The sequence below is a fragment of the Rhodococcus sp. I2R genome, from assembly GCF_020889545.1.
In the GTDB taxonomy this organism is placed as follows: domain Bacteria; phylum Actinomycetota; class Actinomycetes; order Mycobacteriales; family Mycobacteriaceae; genus Rhodococcoides.
Genome location: NZ_JAHUTG010000008.1, coordinates 169,455 through 183,601, shown reverse-complemented (window position 1 = coordinate 183,601; position 14,147 = coordinate 169,455). Strand labels below are relative to the sequence as shown.

Here is a 14,147-nt window from a genome sequence, read left to right as displayed (position 1 = left end):
TCGGTGGTGCGCCTCGTGCACTTGAGAGGATTGTGCACGCATGGAGCGCGTCGGGCACGTCTATCGATGGTGAATTCTCGGGTGAGAACGCGAAAACGGACCGTCGACGGTGTCGACGGTCCGTTCTCTGTCCGCTTTGTCGAGCGTGGTGCTCGCTTTGGCTAGGTCGTGACGACCTGTGTTCCACCAGCGATCTCGTCGTGCTTTCCCTGCTTGGTCGGGCTGGAATTGATCGTGACGGCGATAACGATGTACGCGACGATCACGAGCAGACCACCGAGCAGCGGCACGATGTTGAGCAGCATGAACGCGTTGCGCTTGGCGGCCTCGGCCTGTGTCGGGTTGCCGCCTGCGGCGCCGAGGGTACGAAGACCGAGAATCTGCTTGCCGAACGTCTGTCCGCGCGAGGATTCGAAGTACACGAAGTACGCGAACCCGAGCACAGCCGTCGCCAGCCCGAAAATGACCTGGCCGACGAACCCGTCCGGGGCGATCGCCCAGATGATGGCCGAGACGATTGCGATGATGACGCCGTCGATCAGGCGAGCCAGGAAGCGCATGCCCAAGCTACCCGGCTGCACGCCGCCGGGTAGCTGTGATCCCATCCCGTACCCTGCGTTGCCCGAGACGGGTGGCGGCGGGTAGTTGCCCGGGGGCGGGTAGTTTCCGGGCGGTGGGTAGTTGCCTGCGGGATTCTGCGGATATTGCGGCTCGTTCGGGTCGGCGCCGTACTGCGGTCCGTTGGGTGGGTTCACACTCACGAAAATCCCCTTGACTGACTTTGTTGTGCTTGCTGGTGGACGTCTGTAGATTTCGTCGCCGAGCGAACATCACCGGGCCGAGTGTGTCAAGGCCCCATGACGGCTCGGCGAGTGTTTTTCCCGACTCTACTCGCCGAGCGGTCACGAGCAGGGACCTCTAAGGTTGGTGGTTCTTACCCATACCGGGACACGATAGGGGCTCGCCGTGGGCATCAAGGTGGCACTCGAACACCGCACCAGCTATTCATTCGATCGCACGGTGCAGATCTATCCACACGAGATTCGGCTGCGCCCAGCTCCTCACTCGCGCACCCCGATCGAGGCTTACTCGCTGAAGATCGAGCCGGCCGAGCACTTCGTCAACTGGCAGCAGGACGTGTTCGGAAACTTCCTTGCCCGAGTCGTGTTTCCGGAGCGCACCGACCATATGTCCATCACCGTCGGGTTGGTGGCCGACATGGCTGTGATCAATCCACTCGATTTCTTCGTCGAGGACTGGGCGGAACACTACGGATTCGAGTACGAAGCGGAGGATCTGCCGGACCTCGAACCCTATCTGCGGCCCGTCGACGAAGGCGAAGCCGGCTCCGGCCCGGGACCTGTGGTCACGGCGTGGGTCGAAAAGCTGGAGGCTGCTGTTCGCGAACGCGGTGACAAGCTGCGCACCATCGACTTTCTGGTGATGGCAAATCAAGCGGTACTCGGTGACGTCGGATACTCGGTACGGATGGAGCCGGGCGTGCAATCGCCCGATCACACGTTGACCACAGCGGTCGGTTCTTGTCGCGATTCCGCGTGGCTGCTGGTGTCCATCCTCCGGCAGATGGGTCTCGCGGCGCGGTTCGTCTCCGGCTACCTCGTCCAACTCGCATCGGACATCAAGTCTCTCGACGGTCCGTCCGGGCCCGCTGAAGACTTCACAGATCTGCACGCCTGGACCGAGGTGTACCTACCCGGAGCGGGATGGGTCGGCATGGATCCCACGTCCGGCCTGTTCGCAGGCGAGGGACACATTCCCTTGTCTGCTACCCCGCACCCCTCCACGGCCGCTGCGATCTCCGGCGCCACAGGCAAATGCAAGGCCGAGCTGGACTTCGCCAACACCGTTGTGCGCGTGCACGAGGACCCACGCACCACGCTGCCGTACACCCGTGAACAATGGGCGAGCGTAGTCGAGGCTGCGACCCTCCTGGACCAGAAGATGGCCGCGCAGGACATCAGACTCACAGTCGGCGGCGAGCCGACATTCGTGGCGATCGAGAACCAGGAAGCCGCGGAATGGAACACGACCGCAGATGGCCCGCACAAGCGCCTCCTCGCCAGCGCACTTGCCGAGAGGTTGCGCACCATCTACGCGCCGGACGGGTTGGTTCAGCGAAGCCAGGGCAAATGGTATCCGGGTGAACCGTTGCCGCGGTGGCAGGTCGGACTGTTCTGGCGAACCGATGGTGAATCGCTATGGCGCGATTCAGATCTGATCGCCGATCCCTGGTTGCCGGAGGACAAGCGCCCTGACCCGGTCGAGAACGCGGCGTCGGGCGAGCTGGTTCGAAGCCTGGTCGAGGCACTCGGGCTGCCGGACGAACAAGCCCGGCCCGCATACGAAGACCCATTGGTTCGGTTGCTCGAACTGGTTCGACAGCCCTACGGCGCCCCGCCCGTCGACGACGGCGATCTCGAGCCGGGTACCGACTCCGCCGAGTCCAGGGCGGCGCTGCTCGCTCGTCTTGATTCGTCGACCGATCAGCCCGCCGCCTTCGTTCTCCCGATCAGCCGAAAGGCCGACGGAACGGGCTGGCTCAGCGCAGACTGGACGCTTCGCCGCGGCCGAATCGTGCTGCTGGAGGGTGATTCTCCGGCAGGTCTGAGGCTCCCGCTCAGTGCGATCTCCTGGGTCGGCGGCCCACCGGAGAATCCGTCGGATCCCACCGAGGCGAAGCAACCGTTGCCGGTGCATCAGCTCACCCAGCGGCCGCCGCGACCGGTCGATCCTGCGCACGCCCGCTACGCGCGTTTGGTCGAATCCAACGCTGCTGGACGGTCCAGCGTCGGCGGCGATGCGGTGACCGCTCTCGTCGCGGAAGTTCGCGATGGAATTCTGTATGTGTTCATGCCTCCGATGGACCGTCTCGACGACTTCGCCGAACTGGTCGAGAGGGTGGAGAACGCGGCGTCCGCCATCGACACGCCGGTGGTGATCGAGGGATACGGTCCGCCGTCCGATCCGCGCATCCAAACACTGACGGTGACACCGGATCCGGGTGTCATCGAGGTCAATGTCCAGCCGTCGTCGTCGTGGGCCGAACAGAACGACTTGATGGAAACCCTCTACCGCGAGGCGCGTCTGTCGCGGCTGAGCACCGAAGGTTTCGACAACGACGGCACCACGCGCGGTACAGGCGGTGGCAATCACATTACCCTCGGTGGCATCACGCCGTCGGATTCGCCGGTCCTACGACGGCCGGACCTGTTGGTGTCGCTGCTCACCCATTGGCAGCGTCATCCGTCGCTGTCGTACCTGTTCTCGGGGCGATTCATCGGCACCACGTCTCAGGCGCCCCGCGCCGACGAAGGCCGCGAGGAGGCACTGTACGAACTCGAGGTCGCGTTCAGCGAGATCGACAGGCTCACCGGTCCCGACCGCGCGGCATCTCCGTGGGTGGTGGACCGTGCGCTGCGGCATCTGCTGACCGACATCACCGGCAACACACATCGAGCCGAGTTCTGCATCGACAAGCTCTACAGCCCGGACAGCACGCGCGGACGGCTCGGACTGCTCGAACTCCGCGGTTTCGAGATGCCCCCGCACCATCAGATGGCGATGGTTCAGTCGCTGCTCGTTCGCTCGATGGTGTCGCGGTTCTGGGACACCCCGTTGAAGGCGCCGCTGATTCGGCACGGTGCCAACCTGCACGGCCGGTACATGCTGCCGCACTTCGTCATTGCAGACATCGGACGCGTGGCCGAGGATTTGCGCGAACACGGCATCGAATTCGATACCAGCTGGCTCGACCCCTTCACGGAGTTTCGCTTCCCGCGGATCGGCACCACGGTCATCGGTGACGCCGAACTCGAACTTCGCGGTGCCATCGAGCCATGGAACACGTTGGGGGAGGAGTCGACGTCATCGGGGACGGCCCGCTATGTCGACTCCTCGGTCGAGCGTGTTCAGGTGCGAATTGCCGGCGCGGACGAGGGCCGCTATCTGGTGACGTGCAACGGAGTTCCGGTGCCGATGTTGCGCACCGAGCGCCAGGACGTTCATGTGGCCGGTGTGCGGTACCGGGCCTGGCAGCCGCCGAGCGCATTGCACCCCACCATCGAAGTTCAGTCTCCGCTGCGATTCGACCTTGTGGAGAAGCAGACCGGCCGGGCGCTCGGTGGCTGCACCTACCATGTGGTCCACCCGGGTGGTAGGTCCTACGAGGGACCTCCGGTCAATTCCGTGGAGGCCGAGGCGCGTCGGAACGGACGGTTCGAGGAGGGCGGGTTCACCGCAGGCAAGGTGGACATAGCAAGATTGCTCGAGATGCATGCTCGACAGTCGATCGATGTCGCGGCCCCGGGAATGCTGGATCTCCGTCGTACGGGCGTCCATTCCAGGTAGCGACAAAGGTCGAACAACGAGTCGAAACACCGGTGACGACCATCGGGCTATTTCTGGGATCCACTCGTCGGTGGCCCTGAATCGGCACGTCGGTCGCCCGACGGAAGGAATGACGACTCGATGGTTCCCGTGGATGCGGTCGACTCCGGCGCCCGCACGGACCCCAGCTCCCACACGGCTTCCGGTCCGTTGCCCAGCGCGTCCGCGCAGGTGATTGCCGACTATCGCAACCGACTCGGCGGGTTCGTCGGCGGACGACCGCGTTATGACGAACTGCTGGATTCGGACGGTGCGCTGCGTCCGCAGTGGACCGAACTCGTCGGCACGCTCGACGCTGCCGGACCCGAGGGCGAGCGCGTCCTGCAGTCCCGCGTACGCCGGATTGTCGACGACCACGGCATCACCTACAACCCGGTTCCCGCGGACGGCTCCGACGGTGTCGTCGCGCCGGTGCGGTGGGGGTTGGACGGGCTTCCGCTGGTTCTGTCCGCCGACGACTGGAAGCTGATCGAGGCCGGACTCGTGCAACGATCCCGGTTGCTCGACGCTGTGCTGACCGACCTCTACGGTCCGATGGATACCGTGCGGCGCGGCCTCATCCCCCCGCAGTTGGTGTTCGGTGACCCTGGGTACCTGCGGGCCGCGCACGGGATCACCATCCCTGGGCCCCACCAGCTTTTCTTGCATGCCGCCGATGTCGGGCGCAGTTCGGACGGAAGCTTCCGTGTCGCAGGGGACCGGACACAGGCCCCGTCGGGGATCGGATATGCGCTCGCTGATCGACGCGTGATGTCCCGGGCGACACCCGAGTTGTTCCAGGACACCAATCCGCGGCCGCTGTCGACGTTCGCCCGCGCTGTGCGGCTCGCTCTGATCGATGCCGCACCTGCCGCGGCAGAAGACCCTGTGGTGGTGGTTCTGTCTCCGGGATCGCACTCCGAGACTGCATTCGACCAGGCGTATCTGGCAACCGTGCTCGGTTTTCCGCTTGTCGAGAATGCCGACCTGGTGGTACGCGACGGTTGCCTGTGGATGCGGTCGTTGGGGACATTGAGGCGGGTCGACGTCGTGCTGCGCCGCGTCGACGCCGACTTCACGGACCCGCTGGACCTGCGGCCGGACTCGCGGTTGGGGGTCGTCGGCCTGGTGGAAGTGCTCCGTCGAGGCGCGGTGAGCGTGGTGAACACTCTGGGCAGCGGCGTTCTCGAGAACCCTGCGCTACCGACGTTGCTGCCTGCGCTGAGCCGCGCTCTGCTCGATGAGGACTTGCTGCTGGAATCGACACCCTCGATGTGGGGAGGCGCGCAGAATGGTCTTTCCCACCTCACTGCACGCATGCGGTCGCTGGTCTTCCGGTCCGTGTCCGACCACGAGGTGGTCGTCGGACACGACCTCGACGACGCCGCCGCAGACCGATTTCGGCGCCGCTTGGCAGCCGAACCGTGGAAGTGGGTCGGCCAGGAGACCCCGGAGTTCTCCACATCCCCATCGGGATCGGGATCCGGGGGCAGAGACATCGGCGTGGCCGAGGTTGGTTTGCGACTCTTCAGCGTCGCGCAGAGCGTCGGATACACACCGATGGCCGGCGGTCTGGGACAGGTACTTGTCACTGAACCGGTCGCCGAACCGCTGATCACGGTGGCATCGAAGGACGTGTGGGTCCGCTCGGCCCATCGGGTGACACCGGCGGACTCCGCCCCGCACACCCCGCCCGCGAAGGCGGAGGAACTTCCGCATTACGCAGCCGCCGCCAACGTCGATGTCGTGAGCTCGCCGCGTGTGCTCGGTGATCTGTTCTGGCTCGGTCGCTACAGCGAGCGAGCCGAGGATATGACGCGGCTGCTGATCGCAGCTCGGGAGAGGCACCAGGATTACCGATCGATGCCGTGGCTCGACGGTAGCGACAGCCTCCCAGTACTGCTCGAGGCGGTGACCAAGGTTTCCGGTACCGGACCAGGGTTCTACAACGAGAACGTTCGAGAGAACGCGATTGCGGAGTTCCGCTCCCTGACGCTGTCCGTCGGTCGGCTCGGCTCGCTGGCTCAATCCGTTGATCGCCTGCAGCAGGCTGCACGCGGTGTTCGAGATCAACTGTCCATCGACACATGGGCGATCCTGAGCCATATCGAGCTCGCGCTGGGCGAGTTGGAGAATGCGAGCCCCGACAACGGTGCGCAGTTGGCAGCCTCTCAGGCCGATGTGCTGCGCGGGCTGTCGGCGCTGAGCGGGTTGGCGTCGGAGTCGATGGTCCGCGACCCCGGTTGGTACCTGATGGACTGCGGCAAGCGGATCGAGCGTGGTCTGCAGCTGACGGCGCTGCTCTCCGCCACCCTGGAGCACGCTCTCACGCCGTCGACGGAACAGGCCGTCATCGACTCGATTCTGTCCGCGGCGGAATCGTCGGTCGTCTACCGTCGTCGCAATCGCGGACGCGCCAGACCTGCCGCGGTCGCGCAGCTTCTGCTGTTCGACGAGGGGAATCCACGCTCGCTGGTCTATCAACTCGACCGAATCAAACACGATCTCGGGTCGCTACCGGACGCGTCGGGAACCTCGCGAGGAGAGCAGCTGGTCGAGCAGATCGCCGTGCGACTTCGACGGGTCGATCCGGGGGATCTCGAGTCCGTGGACTCCTCGGGGCGGCGCGTCGAGCTGGTCGAACTCGTCGACGGGATTCACCGTCAGTTGCTCGAGCTCTCGAACGTGGTGCTGGCGACGCACATGGTGCTGCCGGGCGGGACGCAACCACTCTGGGGAACGGTCCGGAACCGGCGGGCAGACCGGACCGGCGCAGCACAGAACGGCGAAGGCGTATGAGCAGGAATTATCGGATTCGGCACATCACCACCTACACCTATTCGGACCGAGTGACCTCGTCCTACGGCAGGGGTTTTCTCACTCCCCGTGACATGGACGGGCAGCGCTGCATCGTCAAGTCCGTCGAGGTGGAGCCGTCTCCGACGGATCAGTCGTTCGGGGTCGATGTGTACGGCAACGAGGACGTGTATTTCCATGTGAACACAGACCACGAAAAACTCGTGGTCACTGCTGATTCGCTCGTCGAAGTCGATCCGCCCGACGACACCTCGCGCGCGCTCGGCACCGTCGGCGAGTGGCGCAGTGCGCGGCCACAGGAGCCGGGAACCTACACAGCAGAGGGGGCACGTGCCGCCGCGGTCGAATTCGTCCTCGATCTCGACTCACCCGAGATCACCGACGCGGTTCGCGATTACGCCGAGGCGAGCTTCGCCCCCGGACGCGCGTTGCGCGACGTCGTCGTCGATCTGACGCATCGCATCTTCGTGGACTTCACGTATCGATCGGGTTCGACGACTGTCTCGACGAAGGTCGCGGACGTCCTGTCGGCACGCTCGGGGGTCTGTCAGGATTTCGCGCGGCTGGCGATCGCCTGTTTGCGTTCGAAGGGATTGGCGGCGCGCTATGTGTCGGGATACCTCGCCACCGAGCCTCCGCCCGGTAAGGAGAGAATGATCGGTGTCGACGCCACGCATGCCTGGGCGGCCGTCTGGACGCCCGACGACAAGTGGCTCGCATTCGACCCCACCAACGACCAACTCGTCGACGAGCGGTACACCACTCTCGCGTGGGGACGTGACTACGCTGACGTACCCCCGCTGCGCGGTGTGATCTACACCGAGGCCGACGAGAGCACTATCTCGGTGTCGGTCGACGTTGCTCCCGTCGTGACATAGCCGGTATCGAATAGTTGCCAGGTCGGACCGAAGAGGTGGGGCGACACAGCCCAGTTCGTCGTACGGACCGGGTACCTTGGTACCCGATGACCGCAATATTGGCAGATCCTGTCTCAGAGGTAGTAGCCGCCGCTCAGCGGCTGCTCACCAGGCGCACCGGCGCATCCGTCACCCTCGTCGACCCGGTCGACCTGGGGGGCAGTGGCCAGGCAACCGTCGTTCGTGTGCGCGTGTCCGCGAATCCTTTCCAACTCCCACGCACGCTGGTGGTCAAACAGGTTCGTGACAACCCCGTCGAGAGCTCGGCGGCCGACGGCGGCGGCCAATCGGCGTTTCTGCGTGAAGCCGCGTCGTACCAGTTCGCGAATGCGCTCGCCACCGACTCCAGGCCAGGACCAGAGCTCTTGGCCTACGACTTGAGCGCCCGGTTGCTCGTACTCAGCGACCTCGGCGATGCAAGCCCCATCACGGCCCTGCTCAAGCACTCCGATGCCGCTTCGGTGACCAACTCCCTGATGGCGATGGCTCAGGCGCTGGGGCGGATGCACGCTGCGACGGTGGGCAGGGAGGACGACTTCGCCGCATTGCTGCGCCGGGTCGGGCTTCCGAACACCGCCGACGGTATTACCGCACAGATTCCCGATGCGCTCGTGGCGGTGCCGCGCATGCTCGCCGACGAACTGGGCATTGCCGAGACACCCAGTGCCTTCTTCGACCGTGTCGAACGCAGTGGTCGACTCTTCGCGCATGGGACATCGCGCGCGTTCAGCCCCTCCGACCTGTGCCCGGACAACATCATCGTCAACGACGAGGGAGTTCGCTTCCTCGACTACGAGTGGGGCGGCTTCCGCGACGCAACACTCGACATCACGTACGCGCTGGCGTCGTTCCCCGGATGCCTGTGTCACTTCGATCTCTCCGCCGAGCTGGCGCAGGCAATGATCGACGCGTGGCGCTCCGAGGTGGTCGGTATCTGGCCGCACCTGGCCGACGACACCGTTCTCGCCTCGAAGATCCTCGATGCCCAACTCATCTGGGTCTGGCTCACCACGTACTGGTTCTTGCCGAACGATCACACGCGGATCGCTGCAGCGCGGGCGCACCACCTGTCGGTTCCCCGGTCGGATGCCCTGCTGTCGCGGTGGTCTGCGCTCGTCGACCAGGCCGTCACGACCGGTGACAGCGATGTCGCCGACTTCGCTCGCCGCGTCGTTGCTGCCCTCGAAGCGAAGTGGGACCGCTGACCGACACTATGGGTGCAGGGTTCGGCGACGATGACTCGGACGAACATGGCCTCTTCGACGAGCCTGGGCAACCATCGTCTGCCGCGGACGAGCAGGACGATTGGGCCGAGCCACCCCGAGCCTTCGTGCGGCCACAGGCGCCACTAGCTGTGCGAATGCGCCCCCGCACGCTGGAGGAAGTGGTCGGTCAGGCGCATCTGCTCGCTCCCGGCGCGCCGTTGCGCCGGCTGGTCGACGGGTCGGGCGCGTCCTCGGTCATGCTGTACGGGCCCCCTGGGACAGGAAAGACCACACTCGCATCACTCATCTCCGGCGCCACCGGACGCAAGTTCGAAGCGCTCTCGGCATTGTCGGCTGGTGTGAAGGAAGTCCGGGGCGTCATCGATCTGGCGCGTCGAAGGCTCACCGCGGGCGAACAGACCGTTCTCTTCATCGACGAGGTGCACCGCTTCTCCAAGACTCAGCAGGACGCGCTGCTGGCAGCAGTCGAGAACCGTATCGTTCTGCTGGTCGCGGCGACGACGGAAAATCCTTCGTTCTCGGTGGTGTCGCCGTTGTTGTCGAGATCTCTCGTGCTGCAGTTGCAGCCGCTGAGCTCGGCCGACATCGAATTGCTGCTCACCAGGGCGGCGCAGGATCCGCGTGGACTCGACGGTGCCGTGAGTATCGACGACGACGCCATGGCGCACCTCGTGCGCTTGGCGGCCGGGGACGCTCGCCGCGCACTGACGGCGCTGGAAGCGGCAGCGGGAGCCGCGACCGGCCCGACGCTGGATCTGGCAACCGTCGAGGCCAGCGTGGACAAAGCAGCGGTTCGTTACGACCGTGACGGTGACCAGCACTACGACGTCATCAGTGCCTTCATCAAGTCCATTCGCGGATCGGACGTCGACGCAGCCCTGCACTACCTGGCGCGCATGATCACCGCGGGGGAGGATCCACGATTCATTGCGCGGCGCCTCGTCGTGCACGCCAGCGAGGATGTCGGCATGGCCGACCCGACAGCGCTGCAGACGGCGACAGCGGCCGCGACTGCGGTGCAGATGATCGGTATGCCGGAAGCGCGCCTGGCATTGGCCCAGGCAACAATCCACCTGGCCACGGCCCCCAAGTCCGGCGCGGTGATCGCTGCGCTCGGCGCGGCCATGGCCGACGTAGCGGCCGGCAAGTCGGGTTCGGTCCCAGCCCACCTGCGCGACGGGCATTACAAGGGAGCCGAGGCGCTCGGAAACGCGGTGGGCTACAAGTACCCGCACAGCGACCCCGGCGGCGTCCTGCGACAGCAGTATCCGCCGGACGAGTTGGTGGGCGTGAACTATTACGAGCCGACCGATCACGGTGTCGAACGAGAGATCGGAACTCGGGTGGGCAAGTTGCGTCGTATCGTGCGCGGTCGCTGAGTCGCTGAGTCGCTTCGTTGCCCAGTCGCTGAGCCGCTGCTCCGCGGGGACTGCACAGGTCGCTCGTGCGGGACGTTAACCTGTAGGGGTGCAAACCCATGACATCCGCAGGCGTTTCCTCGACCACTTCGTCAAGGCCGGTCACACCGAAGTGCCCAGTGCCTCGTTGGTGCTCGACGACCCCAACCTGCTGTTCGTCAACGCAGGCATGGTGCAGTTCGTGCCGTACTTCCTGGGTCAGCAGACGCCGCCGTACGCCACCGCGACGAGCGTTCAGAAATGTGTCCGCACGCTCGACATCGAGAATGTGGGAATTACCACACGACACAACACCTTCTTTCAGATGGCAGGAAACTTCTCCTTCGGCGACTACTTCAAGCGCGAGGCGATCGCGTATGCCTGGTCGCTGCTGACCGGAAGTGTCGCCGACGGCGGCTACGGATTCGATCCGGAGCGCATCTGGGTCACGGTGTATCTCGACGACGACGACGCCATCGCATTGTGGAAAGAGATCGCGGAAATACCCGACGAGCGCATTCAACGTCGCGGAATGGCCGACAACTACTGGTCCATGGGCATTCCCGGTCCGTGTGGTCCATGCTCGGAGATCTACTACGACCGCGGGCCCGAGTACGGGCGCGACGGTGGCCCGGTGGCCGACGAGGACCGGTACATCGAGATCTGGAATCTCGTGTTCATGCAGAACGAGCGCGGCCAGGGGTTCGGCAAGGACGATTTCGAAATCCTCGGACCGTTGCCCAAGCAGAACATCGACACCGGCATGGGCGTCGAGCGTGTCGCCTTCCTGCTGCAGGGCGTCGACAACGTCTACGAAACCGATCTGGTGCGCCCGGTCATCGCCAAGGCGGAGGAGCTCAGCGGTCGGCCGTACGGCGTCGATCATGCGGACGATATCCGGTTCCGTGTCATCGCAGATCACGCACGCACAGCGGCGCTGCTGATCTCGGACGGCGTGAACCCCGGCAACGACGGCCGCGGCTATGTGCTGCGACGATTGCTGCGTCGAATCGTCCGCTCCGCGCGCCTGCTCGGTGCACCGGATCAGACCATGGCGGAGCTGATCACCGTCGTTCGCGACACGATGGCCGAGTCCTACCCCGAACTCGTCACCGGATTCGACCGCATCCTTTCGGTCTCGGTCGGTGAGGAAACCGCGTTCCTGAAGACGCTCACTTCCGGATCGAAGCTGTTCGACACAGCGGCGGAGACGGTGAAGTCCTCGGGGAAGTCGACGATCGGCGGCGCCGAGGCATTCGCGCTGCACGATACCTACGGCTTCCCGATCGATCTCACGCTCGAGATGGCATCCGAAGCCGGGCTGAAGGTGGATGAGGACGGGTTCCGCGCGCTGATGGCCGAACAGCGTCAGCGCGCCAAGGACGATGCGCGTGCCCGCAAGCATGCGCACACCGATCTGTCCGTGTACCGCGATTTCGTCGATCGCGGTGCGACGGAGTTCACCGGGTTCGACGAATTGTCCTCGGAGGCCACCGTTCTCGCGCTGATCTCCGGTGGCGTGCGCGTCCCGACGGCCGTCGCCGGCGATTCCATCGAGGTGATCCTGGATCGCTCTCCCCTCTACGCGGAGTCCGGTGGGCAGATCGCCGACATCGGTACGATCAGCGCCCCGGGGCTGAAGGTCAAGGTCGAAGACGTGCAGAAGATCGCCAAGAAGGTCTGGACGCACAAGGTCACCGTCGAGGCCGGCCAGATCACCGAGGGTGACGTGGTTCGCGTCGATGTCGATCCGGCGTGGCGCAAGGGAGCGACGCAGGGGCACTCCGGCACTCACATGGTCCATGCCGCGCTCCGCGAGGTGCTCGGACCGAATGCCACGCAGGCCGGTTCACTGAACAAGCCGGGTTACCTGCGCTTCGATTTCTCGTGGCAGGGTGGCCTGACCGAATCTCAGCGCGCGGACATCGAAGCGGTCACGAACGACGCGATCGGGGCCGACTATGCCGTCAACACCTCGATCACGGACCTCGACAGCGCGAAGGCGATGGGCGCGATGGCGCTTTTCGGTGAGAACTACGGGGACGAGGTGCGGGTGGTCGAGATCGGCGGGCCGTTCTCGATGGAACTTTGCGGCGGCACGCACGTCGAGCACTCTTCACAAATCGGTCCGGTCACGCTGCTCGGGGAGTCGTCCGTCGGGTCCGGTGTCCGACGCGTCGAGGCATTCGTCGGACTCGACTCGTACCGCTACCTGGCCAAGGAACGTGCCTTGCTCGCCGGCGTCGCCTCGTCGCTGAAGGTCCCCACCGATGAGGTGCCCGCGCGAATCGAAAACCTCGTGGAAAAGTTGCGGGTCGCGGAGAAGGAACTCGAAGCCGTCAAGGCTGCGTCGGTGCTGGCCTCTGCCGGTGGCCTGGCGTCGCAGGCCGAGCGGATGGGCGTGGTCCAGGCGGTCGTCGCTCGGGCACCGGAAGGGGTCGGCGGAAATGACCTGCGGGGGCTCGCTGCCGATGTCCGTGGCCGTTTGGGCAACGATCCGGCAGTCGTCGTGCTGTTCGGATCGGTCGACGGGAAGGTTCCGTTCGTGGTGTCCGCGAACAGGGGTGCACAGGACGCCGGTGTACGCGCGGGCGAACTGGTGTCGAGTTTCGGGCCTGCCATCGGCGGACGGGGTGGTGGCAAGGGCGACTCGGCGCAGGGTTCCGGAACCAACCCGCAGGGCATCGACGCTGCCGTGGACGCTGTTCGCGCGCGTATCGCCGATGCCGCAGCGTCCTGAACCCGGGCGGCGTGCACCCGAGCGCCGCGAACCCGATCGGCCCGGTGCCGACGATCCCGGTGTCGGCAGGCGGATCGGCATCGACGTCGGGAGCGTTCGGATCGGCGTGGCATCGTCCGATCCGAACGGCATTCTCGCCACGCCCGTCGAAACGGTCGCACGCTCGAAGGTGAAGGGGCCGAATGCCCCCGACGTTGCGCGCCTCGCCGCCATCATTGCTGAGTACGAGGCCGTCGAAGTGGTGATCGGCCTACCGCGCACCCTGCGCGGTGAGAGCGGTTCGGCGGTACACGCGGCAGAGCGCTTGGCTCGCGCCATGGCCAGGCAGGTGCCCGGCGTGCCGATTCGGATGGCCGACGAGCGATTGACTACGGTGAGCGCAACGCGGGCGCTGCGCGAAAGCGGTGTCCGGGCGAAGTCGCAACGGGGGGTCATCGACCAAGCTGCAGCAGTGGCCATCCTCCAGGGATGGTTGGACGAGCGAGCCTCCCACCGTGTATCGCAACCAGAGATGGTATCGCAACCAGAGATGAGTTCGAGCCCGTCGGAACAGCCCATCCAGACGGAACAACAGGGTCGCATCCCGGAGGTCGGCGAGTGAACTACAGACGGTACGAGAACGACGCGCACACCGATCCGATCGGATATTCGGTCGGTCAGGGGA

At 65.3% G+C, this 14,147-nt stretch carries 8 protein-coding genes; 7 read left to right on the top strand and 1 reads right to left on the bottom strand.

The features are described from left to right. Positions 1-161: 161 nt before the first annotated feature. Positions 162-761, bottom strand: a complete 600-nt coding sequence (locus KVY23_RS10720; RefSeq protein ID WP_230556378.1) for an RDD family protein — start codon at positions 759-761, stop codon at positions 162-164. 205 nt (positions 762-966) lie between these two features. Here KVY23_RS10720 and KVY23_RS10715 point away from each other — a divergent pair, with 205 nt between their 5' ends. The 7 genes from KVY23_RS10715 (at position 967) to ruvX (ending at position 14,084) form a co-directional block, all read left to right on the top strand. Beyond that, on the top strand, positions 967-4,368 hold the full coding sequence (locus tag KVY23_RS10715; protein WP_230556377.1) for a DUF2126 domain-containing protein: 3,402 nt from the start codon (positions 967-969) through the stop codon (positions 4,366-4,368). Positions 4,369-4,488: 120 nt separating this feature from the next. Further along, positions 4,489-7,185: a circularly permuted type 2 ATP-grasp protein gene (locus KVY23_RS10710; protein WP_230556376.1), complete on the top strand. Its 2,697-nt coding sequence runs from the start codon at positions 4,489-4,491 to the stop codon at positions 7,183-7,185. Further along, complete coding sequence (locus KVY23_RS10705) at positions 7,182-8,081, top strand: transglutaminase family protein (RefSeq protein WP_206510686.1); 900 nt, start codon at positions 7,182-7,184, stop codon at positions 8,079-8,081. Before KVY23_RS10710 ends, KVY23_RS10705 begins: the two co-directional genes overlap by 4 nt. Positions 8,082-8,167: 86 nt before the next feature. Further along, complete coding sequence (locus KVY23_RS10700) at positions 8,168-9,325, top strand: kinase (protein ID WP_230556375.1); 1,158 nt, start codon at positions 8,168-8,170, stop codon at positions 9,323-9,325. A gap of 8 nt (positions 9,326-9,333) precedes the next feature. Continuing rightward, positions 9,334-10,725: a replication-associated recombination protein A gene (locus tag KVY23_RS10695; protein ID WP_230556438.1), complete on the top strand. Its 1,392-nt coding sequence runs from the start codon at positions 9,334-9,336 to the stop codon at positions 10,723-10,725. A gap of 88 nt (positions 10,726-10,813) precedes the next feature. Then, complete coding sequence (gene alaS / locus KVY23_RS10690; RefSeq protein ID WP_230556374.1) at positions 10,814-13,483, top strand: alanine--tRNA ligase; 2,670 nt, start codon at positions 10,814-10,816, stop codon at positions 13,481-13,483. After that, positions 13,467-14,084, top strand: coding sequence for a Holliday junction resolvase RuvX (gene ruvX / locus KVY23_RS10685; RefSeq protein ID WP_230556373.1), 618 nt, complete (start codon positions 13,467-13,469; stop codon positions 14,082-14,084). Before alaS ends, ruvX begins: the two co-directional genes overlap by 17 nt. The last annotated feature ends 63 nt before the right edge of the window (positions 14,085-14,147 follow it).